The organism is Salibacterium qingdaonense (genome assembly GCF_900114715.1).
In the GTDB taxonomy this organism is placed as follows: domain Bacteria; phylum Bacillota; class Bacilli; order Bacillales; family Marinococcaceae; genus Salibacterium; species Salibacterium qingdaonense.
In genome coordinates, this window is sequence record NZ_FOTY01000019.1 from 39,199 (window position 1) to 60,383 (window position 21,185).

Genomic DNA, 21,185 nt, shown 5'->3' on the forward strand with positions numbered 1-21,185 from the left:
ATCCTCTTCCCAATCCTTTGAATTATAAATACAGGAGGTTTTTGTTATGGCTGAAGGACAAAAAATTACAACAACAAATGGAGTATTGAATGTGCCGGATGAGCCGGTTGTTCCTTATATTGAAGGAGATGGAACCGGACCTGACATATGGGCGGCAGCAAGCCGTGTCCTTGATGCGGCAGTGGAAAAAGCCTATAACGGAAAGAAAAAGATTCACTGGAAAGAGACTCTTGTAGGTGAAAAAGCCTATAACAATACCGGCGAATGGCTTCCGGATGAGTCACTTGAAACCATCCGTGAATACCTGATTGCTATTAAAGGACCGCTCAGCACACCAATCGGCGGCGGCATTCGTTCTCTGAACGTGGCACTGCGTCAAAAGCTGGATCTTTTCACATGCCTGCGCCCGGTCCGCCATTTCACCGGTGTACCTTCTCCTGTTAAAAAACCGGAAGATGTAAACATGGCTATCTTCCGTGAAAATACGGAAGACATTTATGCCGGCATTGAATATAAGGAAGGAACCCCTGAGGTAAAGAAAGTCATTGATTTTCTTCAGGATGAAATGGGTACAGAAAATATCCGCTTTCCGGAAACTTCCGGCATTGGAATCAAGCCGGTCTCCAAAGAAGGAAGTGAACGACTAATCCGTGCCGCTATTGATTATGCACTGGAAGAAAATCTTGAGAGTGTTACACTTGTTCATAAGGGTAATATCATGAAGTTCACTGAAGGTTCGTTTAAAGCGTGGGGATATGAACTAGCCGAACGCGAGTATGGTGATAAGGTCTTCACTTGGCAGGAATACGATGAGATTGTCGAAAAAGAAGGCAAAGAAGCGGCAAACGCAGCAGAAGATAAGGCAAAAGCTGATGGTAAGATCATTGTCAAAGATGCTATTGCCGACATCTTCCTCCAGCAGATTCTGACCCGTCCGAAGGAATTTGATGTGGTGGCGACTATGAACCTGAACGGTGACTATGTATCTGACGCGCTTGCGGCACAGGTAGGCGGCATCGGAATCGCACCTGGTGCGAATATTAACTACGAAACCGGTCATGCTATTTTTGAAGCGACGCACGGTACTGCACCGAAGTATGCAGGGATGGACAAAGTCAATCCTTCCTCCCTTATTCTTTCCGGTGAACTGATGCTGCGCCATCTTGGATGGAATGAAGCAGCTGATCTTGTCCTTTCATCCATGGATAAGACAATCGGCAGCAAAGTGGTTACTTACGACTTCGCACGTTTGATGGACGGAGCAAAAGAAGTGAAGTGCTCCGAGTTTGGTGATGAATTAATCAAAAACATGCAGTAATAGGAGGTCCGGCATATGGGAATTAACCGCAGAAAGATTTCCGTGATCGGCGCCGGTTTCACCGGTGCAACAACCGCATTGATGACGGCCCAGAAAGAACTTGGAGATGTCGTTTTAGTGGATGTTCCGGATATGGAAGATCCGACAAAAGGGAAAGCATTGGACATGCTTGAAGCGACACCGGTGGAAGGCTCCGATGTGAATGTTACCGGTACATCCAATTACGAGGACACCGCAGGATCCGATGTGGTGGTTATTACAGCGGGTATAGCACGGAAGCCTGGAATGAGCCGGGATGATCTTGTGAATACAAATGCAAATATCATGAAGTCGGTGACCCGGCAGGTTACTGCCCATTCGCCGGAGTGCTGCATCATCGTTCTGACAAATCCGGCCGATGCCATGACGTATACCGTGTATAAAGAATCCGGTTTTCCAAAGAACCGGGTCATCGGTCAGTCTGGAGTGCTGGACACCGCCCGTTTCCAAACCTTTGTATCTCAGGAACTCGGTATTTCCGTTGAAGATATTCAAGGATTTGTTCTGGGCGGTCACGGTGATGACATGGTGCCTCTTATCCGCTATTCCAATGCCGGTGGTGTACCGCTTACCAAACTTCTTTCGCAGGAACGTATCGACGCTATTGTAGAACGGACCCGCAAAGGAGGCGGCGAAATCGTCGGTCTTCTCGGAAGCGGAAGTGCGTATTACGCTCCTGCAGCATCTCTCACGAAAATGGTGGAAGCCATTGTGAAAGATAAAAAACGGGTACTACCTTCCATTGCTTACCTGGAAGGGGAATACGGGGAATCAGATCTTTACCTCGGTGTTCCAACCATTATCGGCGGGAATGGAATCGAACAGATTATCGAACTGGATTTGACAGAAGAAGAAAGGGCTTCCTTATCCAAATCTGTGGCTTCTGTCCGCAGTGTCATGGAAGCTCTTCCAGAAGAATAAATGAAAAGTCAGCTGTTTCTGGGAACAGCTGACTTTTTTAGAAAAAACAAGCGCATTGCAGTGAAATGCGCACGCGCAAACGACCAAAAAACAGCTTAACTTTTATGGCCGTATTCATAAGGGGGGAATCCGGCCGGATGGGGGATACTATGTCTCATAAACTGCTAGTTGTAGATGATGAAGAATCAATCATCACATTGATTTCTTACAATCTTGGACAGTCCGGATATGAAGTGGATACAGCCATGGATGGGCAGTCAGCCATGGAGAAAATAAAAACGAATTCCTATGATCTCATTGTCCTGGATCTTATGCTTCCGGAGATGGATGGCCTGGAGGTGTGCAGGGAAATACGTCAGGAAAAAATAAAAGTTCCCATTTTAATGCTGACAGCAAAAGATGAAGAATTTGATAAGGTGCTTGGTCTGGAGCTTGGAGCCGATGATTATATGACCAAGCCTTTCAGTCCAAGAGAGTTGGTAGCCCGGGTAAAAGCCATTCTTCGGAGAATCCATTATGCTCCCGGAGAAGAGGATATTGCCCATGATGACTCCAGAATGGTAATCGGCCACCTGACCATTTATCCGGAGAACTATGAAGTGTTTGTCAATGAAGATCAGCTTGAACTGACACCGAAGGAATTTGAGCTGCTGTTGTATCTATCAAACAACAAAGGCCGGGTGATGACAAGAGATCAGCTGCTGAATGCAGTTTGGCATTACGAATTTGTAGGGGACACGAGAATCGTGGATGTCCATATCAGCCACCTTCGGGAGAAAATTGAACCGAATACTAAAAAACCTGTTTATATCAAAACGGTGAGAGGGCTCGGCTATAAGTTCGAGGAGCCTGCCAGTTTATGATGAAATTTCGGACAAGGCTGATATTTGGTATTCTAATTGTCATTTTATTTGTACTGGCAGCCTTGGGGGTGCTGGTAGGACAACTCTTAAAGGGGTCTTACGTTGATCAGCTGGAAGAAAGGCTGGGAAAAGAAGCCGCTTTGGCAGCACTTGCCATGGAGGACATGGGTACACAGGATTTTCAGCAGTTTTCAGAAAACATACAGGACCGTCTGGATGTCAGGGTTACAATCATCAGGAATGACGGCACAGTCCTTGCGGAAACAGCAGAAGGGGCAGATGAAGGTGCGGGAGTGGATGTTCCCGAAATTGAACAGGCAGATGAGTCGGGTGGGACACACATAAGATACAGCTCGGTCAACGAGGATGAATCGCTGTTTTACGCATATCCCTACACGCGGAATGGGGAAAACGGCTACATCCGGCTTGCAATGCCCGTGGAACGGTTTGGTGAAATTAACCAGCGGATCTGGCTCTTTATTGGAATCAGCTTTTCGGTTGCCTTTGTTATTATTATGGCATTAAGTTACAGGATAACCAATCAACTTACCCGTCCAATCGGTCAGGTAACAGATGTGGCCAACGAACTGGCGAAAGGAAATTTTAAAGCAAGAACATATGTAGAAAGCCGGGACGAAATAGGACAACTCACCCGTTCTATTAATATCCTTGCCTATAACCTTGATCAGATCACCACCCGCTACCAAACGCAGCAGGAAAGGCTGGAAGCTTTAATTGATAATATGGGGAGCGGTCTGATTTTCATCAATGACCGCGGTGATATTACATTAATTAACCAGTACTGCAAAGACATATTTGACGCAGACACCGACCAATGGCTCCATCTTGTTTATCATGAAGTGATTCAGGATACGGCACTGATTAAATTGATTCAGCAGATTTTTTTGACAGAAACAAAAATAAGACAGCAGGTACAATTGAATTCACGGATTGAAGTGCATCATTATGATGTATATGGAGCTCCGATTGTAGGAGAGAAAGAACAACTGCGTGGTATCGTTTTGGTTCTGCATGATATCACGGAACTGAAAAAGCTGGAACAGGTGCGGAAAGATTTTGTCGCCAATGTTTCCCATGAACTGAAAACGCCGGTGACCTCACTGAAGGGATTCACAGAGACACTGCTGGATGGTGCAATGGAAGATGAAACGGCGAGAAAGCAATTTCTTGATATCATCTGGAAAGAGGGAGACAGGCTGCAGGGATTGATTAGTGACCTGCTGGAACTCTCCCACATAGAACAGGAATTCTTTCAGTTGAACTGGCAGGAAGTTGATGTGACAAGGACGTTCGATGAAGTAATGGAACTTTTATATCCTTCTGTGCAGGGCAGGGGGCTGAAACTTAACTCTCACAAAGAGGATGGCCTCATTATGGAAGGTGATACGGCACGCATCAAACAGATTTTAATTAACTTGATGAATAATGCGATTGCCTACACACCGGAAAATGGAACGATACGAGCAGAGGTGAAACAAAAACAGGACAGCATTGTGTTTATTGTTGCTGATTCCGGTATCGGTATCAGTAAAGAAGAATGGCCGCGTATTTTTGAGCGTTTTTATCGTGTGGATAAAGACCGGAGCCGTAACTCCGGAGGAACCGGACTGGGGCTTGCCATTGTAAAACATCTCGTCGAAGCTCATCACGGAAGTATTGATGTCGAAAGCGCGAAAAATAAAGGCACTATATTCACCATTACTTTTCCTGCAAACCAGGAGAAGGAATAATTTACAAAAACTTAACACTTGCTAAATCATGTATTTACGTCTGTTCGTTATCATAATGATTGAACGATTTCTCCTATTCCTTTTCCTCGGTTATTGACCATCCCTTCAATGCTGAGTGGATAGTAGAAATCAACATCCCCTTTTAAGGACGAAGGCCTCCCCTTGGCTTTCGTCCTTTTTCATGCGTATAACCGTTTTTTTGTGACAAATGTGAAAAAACGGGGTGGAATACAAATGTAAATATTATATAATGATAGAGTCAATGTTTTATCCGCTTACATAGGAAAGGTGACATGCGCCTGCGTGGGTAATGCAAAAAGGGGGACAAGCTTTGTTTACAATGAAACAAATCATCGTGGGTTTCTTTTCTCTGATTGGTCTTGCCATCCTGATTCTGTTTTTGGTAACAGGTTGGTATACTGTTGATGAATCAGAACAGGCCGCTCTCGTTACATTCGGAGAGGTCGATGAAACGATTACGGAACCGGGGCTGAAGTTCAAATTGCCGTGGCCGGTTCAGAAAGCGGAAATTCTTCCGGGATCCACGAACACGACAAGTGTGGGTTACACTACATCGGAGGACGGCGAGGTCTCAGAATATAATGATGAGGCTAAAATGATCACCGGTGATGAAAACATATTATTTGTCGATCTGGTCGTTCAGTGGCGGATTACGAATCCAGAGCAGTACTTATATAATGCGAGTCAGCCGGAAGACATATTATATCAGGCTTCGTCTGCTTCACTGCGTGGTGTGATTGGTAATTCCGAAGTGGATGATGTGCTCACGGATCAACGGGCTGAAATTGAAGGTACCGTACTCGAATCTCTCACAGAACTTGTGGGACGGTATAATATCGGCATTACGGTACTGGATGTCAAGCTTCAGAATGTAGAACTTCCGACCGAAGAAGTCAGACAGGCCTTTACTGCGGTAACGGATGCGCGGGAGGAACGGCAGACCAAAATTAATAAAGCAAACCGGTACCGCAACCAGGAAGTCAATGAAGCCGAAGGGGAAGAAGATGCCATCATCTCAAGGGCTGAAGGAGAAAGCGCAGAACGCGTGGAGGAAGCACGCGGGGAGACATCAAGGTTTAATGCACTGTATGAAGAATACATCAATGAACCGGATGTTACGAGAAAACGCCTCGTGCTGGAGACTCTGGAGGACGTACTGCCGGACTCGGAACTATATATCATTGACAGTCAGCAGGAGACGGTTAATTATCTGCCGATACGTCCATTAAACCAGGAAAATGGACAGCCTTCGGTGGCACCGGAAGATATTGAACCCGAAGATGTTCCGGAAGGGGGGAGCAGCTCGAATGACGGATGACAACAACAATGTATTTGAAATGAAGGAAAGACGCTTCTCCCCGGACTCAACGAGAAGATGGATACGTTCAGGTATTGTTGTGGCGGTACTGCTGTTGCTGGTGGTTATCAGTATTATGAATGTGTTCATCGTAAAACAGGATGAATATAAAGTCATTTCCCAGTTTGGTGAAGTAGTACGGATTGCGGAGGAACCGGGGTTGAATGCGAAAATTCCATTTATCCAGCAGGTTTCGTCCATACCGAAATACCAGATGAACTATGATATCAATTCAGCGGAAATCAATACCCTTGATAAAAAGCGGGTCCTTGTTGATAACTACGTCGTCTGGAGTGTAGATGACCCGCAGGCGATGAAAGCGAACGCGCGCACCGTGGAAAACGCTGAATCCATTATGGCGAATTTCATCAATTCGGTAATCCGTTCACAGCTCGGGCAGATGAATTTTGAACAAATCATCAACGAAGAGGATCAATCGACGCGCGGGGATGTGAATGAAATGGTCGGCGAACGGGTGAATGAGCTGCTGGCCGCAGATAATTACGGAATATCGGTCACGGATGTACGTATGAAGCGGACAGACCTCCCTGAAGATAATGAGGAAGCGGTATATCAGCGGATGATCTCAGAACGCGAATCCACCGCACAGGAATATTTGTCTGAAGGAGATGCGGAAGCCAACCGGATACGGGCAAATACCGATCGGGAAGTGAAAGAGCTGATATCAAGCGCAGAAGCCGATGCCGAGGAAATTATCGGAGAAGGCGAAGCGGAAGCAGCTGCTGTCTATAATGAGGCTTTTAGCCGGGACCCGGAGTTTTATGAGTTGTACAAAACACTGCAGACATACGAAACAACAGTGGATGAGGAAACAGTGATAGTACTTCCTTCCGATTCACCGTATGCCCGTATTTTGATGGGATATGTAGAATAAAAAAAGAAGAGACTGGGGAAAACCACGCCTGTTGATTTGCCATATAAAGGAATGGGAAAGGGTTCTATGAGGAGGGTGCATCTGTGATCAAAGCATGTATCCCCCCTTCTTTTTCGTTGGACGGAGCCGTCTGCCCGACTCCAGCGGGAGAAGCGTCAGCCGAAGATCACCGGGTGATTTTCCCGGTAGCTGAGGCGACGCCCGCGGAAAGCGGGCAGGAAAGGCGGAGTCCAACGAAACGCTTCCTATATTTGGATAATCAACAACCGTAGGGGAAAACCTTTAAAAGAAGTGAAGAATGCCGAACGATTTTTTAATCGTTCGGCATTCTTCGTTTTTGAGACAAACCGCTGCGCTAACATACTTCGCTTGTACTCCGGAGTACAAGGGCGACATCGATTCGCTGGCGCTCATCGTGTCTTCTATGCCTGACCACGGCTTGCGGCCGCGGTTCTGCCGGATCAGCTGCTTGTTAAAGCCGGCGGCCCCCGGCCGTTCCAGGGCCCGTTTGCCGGAATCGAAACCGCGCCTGCCGCTGCGTGAAGGAAGGGTTGAATAGTCCGAAGGCACTTTAGGGAGTTTCGATCCCCCGAAAACGTCGTTAGGGACATCGCCAGAGGCACTTTCTAGTATTCGGTGCCCCCATAAACGTCATTATGAATGGTTCATAAAGCACTTTAGAGGGTTTCGTGCCCCGGTAAACGTCATCATGAGCGGATCGAGGCTGCGTTCAGCGGAGAAACGCACGGGCCGACGCAGCAAAAAGCCCGCGTCGCTGCTATGTGATTCCTGAACAGCGACTCAAGACTTTCGTGTTTTCCTGCGCATCGTTATCTTTTGTCCCGGTCTCTTTTTCTTTTTCTCTTAAAGCTGTGGTAAAATGAGTACGGATGCTAGTTCGGAGTGAAAAGTGGAGGTGGAAGTACTTGGATAAATTAGTACTGATCGACGGCAACAGTATTGCGTACCGCGCTTTTTTTGCGCTGCCGCTTTTGAATAATGAAAAAGGTGTCTATACGAATGCAGTGTATGGATTTACGACAATGCTTCTCAAAATACTCGAGGAGGAAGAACCGACCCACCTGATGGTAGCGTTTGATGCGGGGAAAACAACGTTCCGCCATGAAACATATGGTGAATACAAGTCCGGACGCCAGAAGACACCAACGGAGCTTTCGGAACAACTGCCGGTGATCAGGGAGATGCTGGAGGCTTTTCAGATCTCCTATACAGAAAAAGATAATTTTGAAGCAGACGATATTATCGGAACTCTGTCCAGACAGGCAGAGGAAAAAGGATGGAATGTTAAAATATTCACAGGGGACAAGGACCTGCTTCAACTCGTCTCGGATCAGACTTCTGTCGCTTTAACGAAAAAAGGAATTACCGACGTCGAAACGTATGACAAAGAAACAATAGCACAGAAGTATGGTTTCGCTCCGGAACGTATTGTCGATATGAAAGGTCTTATGGGGGACAATTCCGATAACATCCCCGGCGTCCCGGGTATCGGGGAGAAAACAGCATTAAAACTTCTCGCCGAATACGGAAGTGTCGATAATGTTCTGGCATCGATCGACCAGATTTCCGGTAAAAAAATGAAAGAACGCCTCGAAGAAAACCGGGAACAGGCAGAGATGAGCAGGAAACTTGCTGTTATATACCGTGACACGCCGCTTGACTTGACGCTGGAATCCTTGAAACGGGAACCTTATAATGAAAAAACCGTAACCGATTTTTTCAAAGAGATGGAATTTAATACGTTATTGTCCAGGTTCGGTTACGAAGAAGAGGCAGAAGAAATGGATGAACTGCCGCATGACATCGTGGACGAAATCACGGAAGACATGCTCGTTTCTCCGTCAGCTTTAATGATTGAAGTGCCTGATGATAATTACCATCATGCAGAGATATGGGGTATCGCCGTTGTGAATAAAAACGGCCGGTATTACATTCCAGCCGGTACTGCTCTTGAATCCGATATATTCCAAAAGTGGGTGGCGGACAGTTCACAGGAGAAATACATGGTCGACACGAAACGCGGTGTCGTAGCGCTTGGCTGGCGGGGCATCACATTGACCGGTGTGACGTTTGATATGCTGATTGCTTCTTATCTCATTGATCCGTCCGTTTCTTCCCACAGTCCTGCCGATATCGCGGCCAGAAAACATAAGAGGATCGTGAACAGCGATGAAGCTGTATACGGAAAGGGAGCAAAACGGGAAAAACCGGGCGAAGCCGATTTGGCTGATCACCTTGTCCGGAAAGCAGAGGCGCTGTTTACGACAAAGGATACACTGGAAGACGAGCTGAAAGTCAATGAACAGCATGCATTGTTCACCGATCTTGAAATGCCTCTTTCACTCGTTCTGGCAGAAATGGAAACAAACGGTATACAGGTGGACAAGTCCCGTATTGAAACGATGGGGGAAGAGCTTGATAAGAAACTGTCAGAACTCGAGAGTGACATTCATGAGCTGGCGGGCAGAACGTTCAATATTAATTCACCGAAACAGCTCGGTCCGATTCTTTTTGAAGAACTCGGCCTTCCGGTGATCAAGAAAACAAAGACCGGCTACTCGACTTCTGCCGATATACTTGAAAAACTGGAAGACCAGCATGAAATTATTCCGAAGCTGCTTCATTACAGGCAGGTTTCCAAACTGAAATCCACCTATATTGAAGGACTTCTTAAAGTCATTCATTCTGACACTCATAAGATTCACACGATTTTTAATCAGGCCATCACCCAGACGGGTCGTTTAAGTTCGACGGAGCCGAACCTGCAGAATATACCAGTCCGGCTGGAAGAAGGAAGAAAAATCCGCAAAGCGTTTATTCCCTCGGAAGAAGGGTGGCAGATGCTCGCGGCGGACTATTCGCAGATTGAACTCCGTGTACTTGCACATATTGCAGGAGATCAGGGGCTGCTTGATGCTTTCCAGCGGGATATGGATATTCATACAAAAACGGCAATGGATGTGTTCGGCGCAGCTGCAGATGATGTCACCTCCAATATGAGGCGAAGTGCAAAGGCGGTAAACTTCGGTATTGTCTATGGTATCTCTGATTACGGTCTGTCCCAGAGTCTCGGCATTTCAAGGAAGGAAGCGGGAGAATTTATTGACAGTTATCTGGCGAGTTATCCGAAAGTAAAAGAATACATGGACGACATTAAAGAACAAGCCCGCGAACAGGGATATGTTACCACCCTTCTGCATCGGAGACGGTATCTTCCGGAGATTACGAGCCGTAATTTCAATATGCGCTCGTTCGCTGAACGGACAGCGATGAATACTCCGATTCAGGGAACAGCAGCCGATATTATTAAGAAAGCGATGGTGGACGTCAGCCGGGAGCTTGAGAAAAAGAACGTGAAAAGCAGGCTGCTTCTTCAGGTGCATGACGAATTGATATTTGAAGTTCCGCCGGAGGAGATGGAAATGATGAAAACCCTCGTTCCGGAAATGATGGAGCAGACGATGAAGCTCGATGCTCCTCTCAAAGCGGATGTGTCCACCGGCGGAACATGGTACGATGCAAAGTAGTGAGGAGAGAAAAGAAAGATGCCGGAACTGCCGGAAGTAGAAACGGTCAAACGTACCCTCCAGGAGCTTACTGGAGGGAAAGCCATTCGGGACGTGGAAGTGAACTGGCCTAAAATGATAAAAAAACCGGACGATGTCCAAGCATTTAATCAGCTCGTATGCGGACAGACCATTCACCGTATCGGACGCCGCGGAAAATTTCTTTTGTTTCATCTGGATGATTATGTTCTCGTTTCCCACCTGCGTATGGAAGGAAAATATGAAATGGCAGGAGCAGAGGCTCCGGATAAACACACCCACGTGCGCTTTTATTTTACAGACGGAACCGAGCTGCGTTACAAAGATGTCCGGAAATTCGGTACGATGCACCTGTTTGAAAAGGGGCGCCAAGAGCAGGAACTACCGCTCCGGCAGCTCGGTCCCGAACCTTTTGAAGACAAGCAGTTTACGGGTGCATACCTTTACCGCCGCCTCCGAAAGACGACCCGTGATATCAAAACGGTACTTCTCGACCAGCGGGAAATTGCCGGGCTTGGCAATATTTATGTGGATGAAGCTCTGTTTCAGGCAGGTATACGGCCGGACGCAAGGGCGCAGGGATTATCGCAGAAACGCGTCAACCTGCTCCGCCGCAGAATAACCGAAACCATGGAACGAGCTGTGGAAAAAGGAGGAAGCTCCGTACGTTCCTATGTGAACGGAAACGGGGAGACTGGATATTTTCAACTGGAATTGAATGTTTACGGAAGGAACGGCGAACCCTGCCGCCATTGCGGAACCCCTGTGGAAAAAAACATAACAGCCGGACGCGGTACCCATTACTGCCCAGGCTGTCAAAGACGCTGACCGACGTATATGAACGCCTGCGCCCCCCCTGCCATATAGTAACGTAGATTACAGCAGGAAGGGGCTCTTCCGATGGCGTCACTATTCTCGTTATGTGTGCTGGCTTTTGCCGTGAGCGTAGACAGTTTCGGGGCCGGCCTTTCTTACGGGCTGCGCAGATTGAAACTGCCTTTTTATTCCTACGTTTGCATCAGCGTCTGCTCTGCTTTATCCGTTCTTGGCGGCGGGGCTGCAGCCGGGTTTTTGAAACAGTACCTTCCAGGTTGGATAACAGAAGCTGCGGGCGGCCTGATTTTGATTTTGATTGGGTTATGGGCACTTATTCAAGTATTCCGGGAGCAGGATGCATCCCCTGCAGGTCCTCAAACAAACCGGGAAAAAGGAGCATGGGTACAGTTTATGACCGTGTTAAAGAAGCCGGATGAAGCGGATTGGGACCACTCCGGGACAATCAGTGTCAAAGAAGCCGTATTTCTGGGGGCTGCATTGTCGCTGGACGCGCTGGGAGCGGGAATGGGTGCAGCCTTGCTTGGATACTCACCCATTTACCTCGCAGGCGCTGTTGGTGTGATGTGCGCGATATTTTTATCGCTTGGCAGGAAAGGCGGACGAATCCTTGCCGGAACAGGATTAACGAAGCAGTTCTCTTTTTTGCCGGGTATTCTGCTGATAGGAATGGGATTGTGGAATTTACAGTGAACAGGCAGTAAAAGGAGGAAGAACATGATTATCGGGTTGACCGGAGGCATCGCAAGCGGAAAAAGTTTCATTTCCGATGCTCTCCATCAATACGGCTTCCCTGTTATTGACGCAGATCAGACGGCGCGGGAAGTTGTGGAACCTGGAGAAAGAGCGTATGAACAGATACTGGAACAATTTGGAATAGACATTCTTGAAGTAGATGGAACGTTGAATCGAAAAAAACTGGCTGACCGCATTTTTGCTGACGAAAACCAGCGCCGGATGCTGAATCAGATTATGCATCCGGCCATCCGCCAGCGTATTCTGCAAAACAAGGCCGAGCTGCAGAAGAAGGGACATGAGGTTATCGTGCTTGATCTTCCACTGCTTATCGAAAACAACCTGCAGTTTATGGTAGATAAAGTGATGCTCGTATACGTCGATGAAAAGCAGCAGAAAGAAAGATTAATGGAACGCGATCAGGCCGGCGAAGAAGATGCCAAAAGACGTATGGCCTCTCAGCTTTCCATGTCTGATAAAAGGACATATGCAGACGTCGTAATTGATAATAACGATACACAGGAAGATTCGCTTGCCCAGCTTGAACATATACTGAAAAAATGGAATATCCACCCCTCTTCATCGTGAAGGGGGGGGTTTTTAGTTGGTGTCGGATTCCGTACATACGATTTTTGCTGCATCATTCATAAAAAAGGTATCATAATTTGAAATTAGTATGTCACAATTTACTTTAAATGTGATACACTAATTTTATATAAAAGAATTAAATGTATATCACAATAAAAGGAGGAAATGTTTGTATGAAACCTAGGGTAGCTGTGAATGGATTTGGGCGTATCGGCCGGATGGTGTTCCGTAAAGCAGTCACGGAGAATGAACTGGATATAGCTGCGGTGAATGCGGGGTATCCGGCAGAGACGCTGGCCCACCTGCTGAAATATGACTCCACACACGGTTTGTTTGAAGCAGAAGTAAGGGTGGACAGTGATGCCCTTATTGTAAATGGAAAGCGGATTCAGATTGTGAATGAACGCTGTCCGGAAAATCTTCCGTGGGAGGAACTGAACATAGACATCGTGGTGGAAGCGACCGGGGCATTCAAAGAACGAAAAGCAGCTGCCCGCCATCTGGAAGCCGGAGCAGAGAAGGTGATTATTACCGCACCCGGGAAACAGGAAGACGCCATGATTGTAATGGGAGTCAACGAAGAGGATTATGATCCGGAGGAGCACCATGTGATATCCAATGCTTCCTGTACGACGAATTGTATGGCTCCTGTCGTAAAAATACTGGAACATTCGTTTGGAATTGAAAGCGGTTTGATGACGACAGTGCATTCCTACACAAATGACCAGATGAATATCGACAACCCGCACAAAGACCTCCGCCGCGCCCGGTCTTGCGGCCAGTCGATTATTCCGACATCAACCGGGGCTGCTTCTGCCATCGGTGCACTGCTTCCGCAGCTGCAGGGAAAACTGAACGGTATGGCACTCCGGGTTCCGACACCAAATGTTTCCCTTGTAGATATGGTTATAGATTTGAAACAAACTGTTACAGAAGAAGAAATGAACAAGCGGCTGGAAGAGGCAGCATCTTCAGAGCTTGAGGGCATTCTCGGTTTCAGCCGCGATCCGCTTGTCTCCATCGATTACAACAAAGACCCGCGTTCTGCTGTTATCGACGGAATGTCCACGATGGTGCAAAATGACAGGCAGGTCAAAATCATAGCCTGGTATGACAACGAATGGGGATACTCCTGCCGTGTCGTGGATCTGGCACGTTATGTCGGCCGGTTTCTGAAAAAAGAATCCACAGTCAGTGTTTGAAATGACGATAGATGTGCCATCGTGCTGAAACAGTCAACCGGATTCTTCTGGTTGGCTGTTTTATTTTTACCGGAGCCGCATGAGAGAACAACGCAGTGTGAAGCTGAAATTTATCAGGTCGTGTAACAAATAGCAATACTTTACCTATTTTCTCCTTCTGCCTCCGCCTTTCCAATCCGCTTTTGTTAATGGTATGATGAAACATATGAATGAACGAACGTGGACGCCTGCAGCCGTTCATGTAGTGGAGATGATAGAATGCAATGTCCGTCCTGCCATTCCAATGGGACAAGGGTACTGGATTCAAGACCGAGCAGTGAAGGAAAGTCCATACGCCGCCGCAGGGAATGCGACGCCTGCGGGTATCGTTTTACGACGTTTGAGATTGTAGAAGAACTTCCTCTGATTGTCGTGAAAAAAGAGGGGACCCGTGAAGAATTCAGCCGCGAGAAAATACTGCGGGGGCTGATCCGGGCGTGCGAAAAACGTCCGGTTGCTTTGGAGACGCTTGAGCAGATTGTGAGTGACGTGGAACACGATTTCCGCAGTGAGGGAAAATCTGAAATCAAAAGTGAAGAAGTCGGAGAGAGGGTGATGGAACGTCTGGCTGAAGTTGATGACGTGGCCTACGTTCGGTTTGCCTCTGTGTACCGTCAGTTCAAAGATATTAACGTGTTTATCGACGAATTGAAAGACCTGATCAAAAAAGATGAAGAATAAAGCTGCCGGTATGTTCCGGGAACGATAAGGAAGGGGAGGACAGCTGGAGATGCCGCATTGGACAGAACTTCTTCCGGTGGACCGGTTTAAAGTACAGACGGCGGATCAACTTGGGGAGCGGGAACACAAAACACTGCAGCTTTTGTATCAGCCGTTAATTGGAACAACGGCGGTCTCCCTTTACACGATGTTTTGGAGCAAACTGGAAAAGGATAGTTTCACAAGCAGTGAATCGGTGCACCATGAGCTGATGGCAATGCTGAATCAGCCGCTTGACGACATTTACGAAGCCCGCCGCGGTCTTGAAGGAATTGGTCTGCTTCGGACGTTTCAACGAAAAGAAGAGACATCAACATTGTTTGTCTATGAATTGCAGCCTCCAATGACACCGGCTCAGTTTTTTCAAAATGATGTGTTGAGTGTATTTTTGTTTAACAGGCTCGGAAAAAACCGCTATATTGAACTGCGCCGCCGTTTTATGATGGAATCGGTGGATAAAGAGGCTTATACCGAAGTGACAGCAGCATTTAATGATATTTATACGTCACTTCATCATTCGGAGATGGTGTCGGCTGCAGCAGATACAGAAACAGAATATTATCATGCCTATCAGGGACTTGTGCATCAAGGGGATCTTCCATTCCGGCAGGAAGACTTTGATTTCGAGCTGCTGAAAGCCGATCTTCCTGTTTTTATTGATGGGGACAAGCTTCTTGATGAGCAGGCGAAAAGAGCGATACAGCGTATGGCGTTTGTGTACCGTCTGCAGCCCCTGCAGATCAGCAGGATCGTCCAGCGCTCGCTGGATAACGAGGAGAAGCTGGATGAACAGGAATTCCGCCGTCAGGTACAGGAATGGTACCGGAACGAATACGGCAATGAACCACCTGCCCTGGGAAGAAGAACCCAGCCCGAAGAACACCGTATGATGGATGATAAGGAACCGGCCGATGAAAATGATCAGATGGCCGTTTTCTGTGAACAGACGTCCCCGGTTACTTTTCTGGAAACCATTGCTGATGGTGCCAAAGTGCCGCAGGCGGATGTGAAGCTTGTGGAATCCCTCATGCATGATTACCAGCTTCAGCCCGGCGTCGTTAATGTACTGATCGATTATGTGATGCGGATGAACAATATGAAGCTGAACCAGAATTTTGTTCAGAAAATAGCCGGGCAGTGGGCGCGCAAACAGATTAACACGGTGAAAGACGCCATGCAGCTGGCCAAATGGGAGTACCAGCAGCAAAAACACCGCGGCCAGGCCAAAGCTGCCCAGGCTGCAGGCACGCAGCCCCGGCCTTACGTAAGAAAAGACAAACTGCCGAAATGGCTCGAACAGGATAAACAGAACGAGCAGGCACATGCAAAAGCATCAGGAGCTGAGGATGAAGAGAAACTCAACAAAGAGAAACAGCAATTCGAGGAAATGCTCAGGCTGCGTAAAAGCAGCCGGCAGCAATGAGGTGAACGCGTATGGATTCCATTCGGTCTTCGCTGGACCAATACATGAAAGATTCAAATTGGCGCCGCCGATATGAGAAGCTGCGTGAAGAAGTACTGGCATATCCCAAAATCCAGTCCTTTCTACAGCAGCATGAGGAAATTGACCGTTCCATGGTTGAAAATAATATGATGAAACTTTTTGAATACAAACGGGAGCGGGAACACTGCGATGCCTGTCCGGGGCTTGAGAACTGCCCGAACATGATGCAGGGATATCAGCCGGAACTGTACTCAGAAACCGGACAGCTTACCGTCCGTTATCATCCGTGTCAGCTGAAGCAGCAGGCGGATGAAAAAAAACGGCAGCAGTCCTTGATCAAAAGTATGTACATCCCCAAAGAAATACTCGAAGCAACGTTTGAGGATATCGATCAGGATCATGCAAGCCGTCTTTCCGCCAGCAATGCCTGTCTTAAATTCGCTTTTGAGACAACGCCGGGTGAAGACGCCACAGGTCTGTATCTGCACGGCAAATTCGGTGTCGGCAAAACCTTCATGATAGGTGCTGTTGCCAATGAGCTGATGGCGCGTGACATTTCCTCCATGATTGTGTATGCTCCCGACTTTTTCCGGGAAATGAAGCAGGCTTTGTCCGATGGTACCGTTCAGGAGAAAATGGATGAAGTGAAAAACGCTGAAGTGTTGATGCTCGATGATATCGGTGCTGAGACGACATCGGCCTGGATCCGGGATGACGTCCTTGGAGTCATTCTTCATTACCGCCTCATGGAAAAACTGCCGACGATTTATACATCGAATTATGATTACGATGAGCTGGAAAATCATCTCGCTTATTCCCAGAAAGGCGGGATCGAAGAATTGAAGGCGAAACGGATTATGGAGCGGATCCGGCATATGACGACCCCTGTATTTGTAGACGGAAAAAACCGCCGGGAAATGTGAAGAATTTCGTAATGAGTGCCCCGTACCATGGAAAATATGGTAATATAGGAAAAGAAGGAAGATGCAGACCACGAGCACGAGAGTCACATTTTTTAAGTGGAGGTAGTTATAATGAGCATCGATCCGATTTTGAATAAGGCGCTGCGGGGCGAACGCCTCACGACAGAAGACGCTGTCAAGCTGTATGAAAGCGATGAGACGGAAAAAATCGGCGCAGCTGCCAACGAAATAACAAAAAAATGGCACCCGGAAGAGGAAACGACATTTGTTATCGGCAGGAATGTCAACCATACCAACCTATGTGATACATACTGCCGTTTTTGTGCGTTCTACCGCAAGCCGGGGTCGGAAGAGGGTTATGTGCTGGAAGACGAAGAAATCCTCGCAAAAATCGGGGAAACACAGGACGTGGACGGCACAGAGATTTTGATGCAGGGAGGAACCAATCCGGATCTTCCGTTTGAATACTACACCAACCTTCTGAAAAAAATCAAAGCCCGCTACCCGGGCATGACAATGCATTCATTCTCTCCGTCGGAGATTTATAAAATGTCGGAAGTATCCGGTCTTTCTATAGAAGACGTGCTGAAGGAACTAAAAAATGCCGGACTGGACTCAGTACCGGGCGGCGGCGCAGAAATTCTGACGGAAAAAACGCGGCATAAAGTAAGCCGCATGAAGTCATCCTGGCAGCAGTGGATTGAGTGCATGAAAACAGTGAAGAAAGTCGGTATGCACGGCACAGCCACGATGGTCATCGGGCTTACTGAAACATATGAAGAAAGAGCCCTGCACCTGCAGCGGATTCGTGACGCACAGGATGAAGCCGACTGCTTTCTGGCGTTCATCTCATGGACATTCCAGCCGGGGAATAACGGCATGAAAGGGGAAATCATTTCCTCGGAAGGTTACTTGAAAAACGTTGCGATTTCCCGTCTGTTCCTGGACAACATTCCTAACTTCCAGTCTTCCTGGGTAACAATGGGCCCTGTTACCGGGAAAAAATCGCTCGATTACGGCTGCAACGATTTCGGCAGTACGATGATGGAGGAAAATGTCGTATCGGCCGCCGGCACGACACATAAAGTGAATACGAACGAAATCCTCCGTCTCATCCGTGAAACAGGCCGGACCCCGATCCAGCGGGACACGAAATACAATGTTCTCCGCCGGTTTGACGGGGAAGAAACGGCTGACAAAGATTTTGTGATGCAGAACTAAACTGAAAGATAAAGAGTCCGGGACAAAAGACAAACAGGCAGAAGAAGACACGAACGTCTTCTGGCACAGCGATGTATCTTAGAAATGAAAACGAGTCTGGGACAAAACCTGTATAAGATAGAAAAATGCCGAACGATTTTAAAAAATCGTTCGGCATTTTTCGTTGCTGAGACAACCCGCTGCGCCAACATACGTCGCTTTTACTCCATAGCACAAGGGCGGTGTCGATTCGCTGGCGCTTCTCGTGCCTTCTATGCACTCCGGAGTACAAGGGCGACATCGATTCGCGGGGCTCACCGTGTCTTCTATGCCTGAACACGGCTTGTGGCTGCGGTGCTGCCGGATCAGCTGCTTGTTGAAGCCGACGGGTCCCGGCCGTTCCAGGCCCCGTTTGCCGGAATCGAAACTGCACCTGAGCTGCTCCGCGATGGGGTCACAGACGTTCGTTTGGAATGGGTTCGAAGGCACTTTAGGGGGTTCCGCACCCCCGTAAACGTCGTTGGGCATGTCGCCGGAGGCACTTTAGAGCATCCGGTGCCCCCTTAAACGTCATTATGAATGATTCATAAAGCACTTTAGAGGGTTCCGTTCACCGGTAAACGTCATCATGAACGGATCGAGGCTGCTTTCAGCGGGAAACGAACGGGCCGACGCAGCAAAAATCCCGCGTCGCTGCGTGAAATGTAATATGAATAGTCCGAAGGCACTTTAGGGGGTTCCGAACCCCCGTAAACGTCGCTGGGCATGTCGCCGGAGGCACTTTATAGCATTTGGTGCGCCCTTAAACGTCGTCATGAATGATTCTTAAGGCACTTTAGGGAGTTCCGCACTCCCGTAAACGTCGTTGGGGACACCGCCTGAGGCAATTTCTAGTATTCAGTGTCCCCTTAAACGTCATTACCCTGTGGAAGGTTACGTGCGGACGCCGACTCTGACCGCACATTCTGCGGGGTACCCGCCGATTGTGCTGTTCGGAGCAGGAGTCGAAGCATTTTAGCTCCGCTGCTATGTGATTCCTGAACAGCGACTCAAGACTTTCGTGTTTTCCTGCGCTTCGTTATCTTTTGTCCCAGACTCGTTTTTATTGTAAATAGGTTTTGTCCCAACCATTTTTCTTTTAGGCATGTTTTCCCTTGTTCATCCATACGAATAGAACAGCAGAACAGATGAAACAAGAAAAAGTGAAGCTGGGAGCAAGGGGGAATAGAGGATTGTTTTCCATCGATTTTGATTATGAAGCGGACAGCCTCGGTGTGTATCATATGTTCAAGGATGATCAGCTGAGGTGGAGAAAAAATGGTATTCCAGCCGGTGCGGTTCAAAAACATAAGTCAGCACTGCATTGGGAATTTCAGGGAAGTGAACGGGAGTGGCGGGAAAGTCTTGTTCCGTATCTTGCCGCCAGTTTAAGTGATTACATCGTGAAAGAGAAAGAATGGAAATGGGTGAAGGAATATATCGAGGAATCATTTTTGTATAAAGAAGAAGCCCCGGCCATTGCAGAAATTGCCCATTCGCTTTTGAACGGTGAACGGGAGGAAGTCCCTGAAACGACGCTGCTGCAAAAACGCAAACATTTCATTTACCGTGAAATGGCAGAAGAAATCAAACATCACCGCAGCATTCAGTGGCGTCCGATGTTCACGTTTCGGTTCGGTGCGTATTATCAACTTCTTGTAAAAGCAGCATCGGCAGCGATTGATGAATACAAATGGGAGCAGGAATATCAAACGCTTGTGGAAGGCTGCCGCCACTACCGGAAGCAGAGGCGGCCGCTGCATGAAGCTGTGCATATTCTGCTTCAGGAGGAACCAGTGTTCTTAAATGAAAACAAACAGGTGATTGATGAATGGACCAGACTGGATTACCTGGAGCCCAAAATTGTATTTGAAGACCAGCTTCCATTTGAGTACATGGTTATCAGTCCTGCGGTGAGTCTATCTCCAAGGTATCTTTATTTGTACACTGACACTGAAGATGGTACTGTTCAGACGTTTAAAAAAATATTTGAAGAACATTTGATCGTTCTCCCGCCGGACGAATGGCCATCGGGATAAGGTGCACCCTGCATTCATAGTATTTTTAAAGCGGTAGCTGTATGGGGACGAAACAAGGCTTGATTTTTCTGTTATAAGGTTCTATAATGACAAGCATGAAATCCGAAACAGCGAAAGCAGAGATAAGGATGCGGAAAAGCCGTCTTCATTTTCCCCAGAGAGAAAAGCCGCGGCTGGAAGCTTTTCGAAAACGCGGCTTTTCCACCCCCTTTGAGCTGCAGCGGGGAACGGCGTGAATGCTCATTAACCGCTGCCGGAACCGGAACGTTACATCCGGCTTTGAGACCAGGTTTGCTGCAGCAGACTTGAAACCAAGGGTGGAACCGCGTCCCACATACGCCCCTTTCCAGTGAGGAAGGGGTTTTTTTAATGACGGTTTGTCAACCTAAGTGCAACACTTCCTGCTCAAATGCTTCGTGAGCGGTTTTCCAGTCTAAACATTTTCTCGGACGTCCGTTGATGAGAGCCAGTGCTTGTTGGAGCTCTTCTTCGGTAAGCTGAGCTAAATCACTTGCTTTGGGAAAGAATTCTCGAAGGAGCCCATTCCCATTTTCATTACTGCCCCGCTGCCAGGACGAATAAGGATCCGCAAAATAAACATCAATGCTGCATTCCTGCTCGATTCTTGGGTAACAGGCAAATTCTTTTCCCCGATCGACGGTAGCCGTTTGAAAAGCTTGGTTTGGTAATG

General features: G+C 47.6%; 19 protein-coding genes. 17 read left to right on the top strand and 2 right to left on the bottom strand.

The features are described from left to right. Positions 1–28: 28 nt before the first annotated feature. The 7 genes from icd to BM058_RS13180 all read left to right on the top strand — a co-directional run bounded on the left by icd (position 29) and on the right by BM058_RS13180 (position 7,437). Positions 29–1,318 (top strand): NADP-dependent isocitrate dehydrogenase, encoded by a 1,290-nt coding sequence (icd, locus tag BM058_RS13150; protein ID WP_322787884.1) that lies wholly within the window; start codon positions 29–31, stop codon positions 1,316–1,318. Positions 1,319–1,333: 15 nt separating this feature from the next. After that, complete coding sequence (gene mdh, locus BM058_RS13155; protein WP_090927515.1) at positions 1,334–2,278, top strand: malate dehydrogenase; 945 nt, start codon at positions 1,334–1,336, stop codon at positions 2,276–2,278. Positions 2,279–2,427: 149 nt separating this feature from the next. Further along, positions 2,428–3,141: a response regulator transcription factor gene (locus BM058_RS13160; protein WP_090927530.1), complete on the top strand. Its 714-nt coding sequence runs from the start codon at positions 2,428–2,430 to the stop codon at positions 3,139–3,141. After that, positions 3,138–4,892, top strand: coding sequence for a two-component system histidine kinase PnpS (gene pnpS / locus BM058_RS13165; RefSeq protein ID WP_090927516.1), 1,755 nt, complete (start codon positions 3,138–3,140; stop codon positions 4,890–4,892). Before BM058_RS13160 ends, pnpS begins: the two co-directional genes overlap by 4 nt. Before the next feature lie 340 nt (positions 4,893–5,232). Further along, the gene (hflK, locus tag BM058_RS13170; protein WP_090927531.1) at positions 5,233–6,231 is read left to right on the top strand and encodes an FtsH protease activity modulator HflK; all 999 of its coding nucleotides are present in this window, start codon (positions 5,233–5,235) and stop codon (positions 6,229–6,231) included. After that, positions 6,221–7,165, top strand: a complete 945-nt coding sequence (hflC, locus tag BM058_RS13175; RefSeq protein WP_090927517.1) for a protease modulator HflC — start codon at positions 6,221–6,223, stop codon at positions 7,163–7,165. Before hflK ends, hflC begins: the two co-directional genes overlap by 11 nt. An 83-nt stretch (positions 7,166–7,248) precedes the next feature. Continuing rightward, positions 7,249–7,437, top strand: a complete 189-nt coding sequence (locus BM058_RS13180; RefSeq protein ID WP_090927518.1) for a hypothetical protein — start codon at positions 7,249–7,251, stop codon at positions 7,435–7,437. A gap of 10 nt (positions 7,438–7,447) precedes the next feature. Here BM058_RS13180 and BM058_RS13185 read toward each other — a convergent pair whose 3' ends face one another. Further along, positions 7,448–7,735 (bottom strand): hypothetical protein, encoded by a 288-nt coding sequence (locus BM058_RS13185; protein WP_090927519.1) that lies wholly within the window; start codon positions 7,733–7,735, stop codon positions 7,448–7,450. Between the two features lie 320 nt (positions 7,736–8,055). Here BM058_RS13185 and polA point away from each other — a divergent pair, with 320 nt between their 5' ends. The 10 genes from polA to BM058_RS13235 all read left to right on the top strand — a co-directional run bounded on the left by polA (position 8,056) and on the right by BM058_RS13235 (position 20,494). Beyond that, positions 8,056–10,713: a DNA polymerase I gene (gene polA, locus BM058_RS13190; protein WP_407690187.1), complete on the top strand. Its 2,658-nt coding sequence runs from the start codon at positions 8,056–8,058 to the stop codon at positions 10,711–10,713. 18 nt (positions 10,714–10,731) lie between these two features. Continuing rightward, positions 10,732–11,559 carry a DNA-formamidopyrimidine glycosylase gene (gene mutM / locus BM058_RS13195; RefSeq protein WP_090927521.1) on the top strand — a complete coding sequence of 276 codons (828 nt, stop codon included), beginning with the start codon at positions 10,732–10,734 and terminating at the stop codon, positions 11,557–11,559. A 72-nt stretch (positions 11,560–11,631) separates the two neighbouring features. Then, the gene (gene ytaF / locus BM058_RS13200; RefSeq protein ID WP_090927522.1) at positions 11,632–12,258 is read left to right on the top strand and encodes a sporulation membrane protein YtaF; all 627 of its coding nucleotides are present in this window, start codon (positions 11,632–11,634) and stop codon (positions 12,256–12,258) included. 24 nt (positions 12,259–12,282) lie between these two features. Then, the gene (coaE, locus tag BM058_RS13205) at positions 12,283–12,888 is read left to right on the top strand and encodes a dephospho-CoA kinase (protein ID WP_090927523.1); all 606 of its coding nucleotides are present in this window, start codon (positions 12,283–12,285) and stop codon (positions 12,886–12,888) included. Between the two features lie 173 nt (positions 12,889–13,061). Then, positions 13,062–14,090, top strand: coding sequence for a glyceraldehyde-3-phosphate dehydrogenase (locus BM058_RS13210; protein WP_090927524.1), 1,029 nt, complete (start codon positions 13,062–13,064; stop codon positions 14,088–14,090). Between the two features lie 258 nt (positions 14,091–14,348). After that, positions 14,349–14,810, top strand: a complete 462-nt coding sequence (gene nrdR, locus BM058_RS13215; RefSeq protein ID WP_090927525.1) for a transcriptional regulator NrdR — start codon at positions 14,349–14,351, stop codon at positions 14,808–14,810. 49 nt (positions 14,811–14,859) lie between these two features. After that, positions 14,860–16,272 carry a replication initiation and membrane attachment family protein gene (locus tag BM058_RS13220; protein WP_090927526.1) on the top strand — a complete coding sequence of 471 codons (1,413 nt, stop codon included), beginning with the start codon at positions 14,860–14,862 and terminating at the stop codon, positions 16,270–16,272. A gap of 11 nt (positions 16,273–16,283) precedes the next feature. After that, positions 16,284–17,216 (top strand): primosomal protein DnaI, encoded by a 933-nt coding sequence (gene dnaI, locus BM058_RS13225; protein WP_090927527.1) that lies wholly within the window; start codon positions 16,284–16,286, stop codon positions 17,214–17,216. A gap of 111 nt (positions 17,217–17,327) precedes the next feature. Further along, positions 17,328–18,437 (top strand): cyclic dehypoxanthinyl futalosine synthase, encoded by a 1,110-nt coding sequence (gene mqnC / locus BM058_RS13230; protein WP_090927528.1) that lies wholly within the window; start codon positions 17,328–17,330, stop codon positions 18,435–18,437. A gap of 1,166 nt (positions 18,438–19,603) precedes the next feature. Beyond that, positions 19,604–20,494 (top strand): putative sporulation protein YtxC, encoded by an 891-nt coding sequence (locus tag BM058_RS13235; protein WP_090927529.1) that lies wholly within the window; start codon positions 19,604–19,606, stop codon positions 20,492–20,494. Positions 20,495–20,874: 380 nt separating this feature from the next. Here BM058_RS13235 and BM058_RS13240 read toward each other — a convergent pair. Beyond that, a partial coding sequence (locus tag BM058_RS13240) for an IS30 family transposase (RefSeq protein ID WP_143083026.1) occupies positions 20,875–21,185 on the bottom strand: 311 nt, incomplete at its 5' end.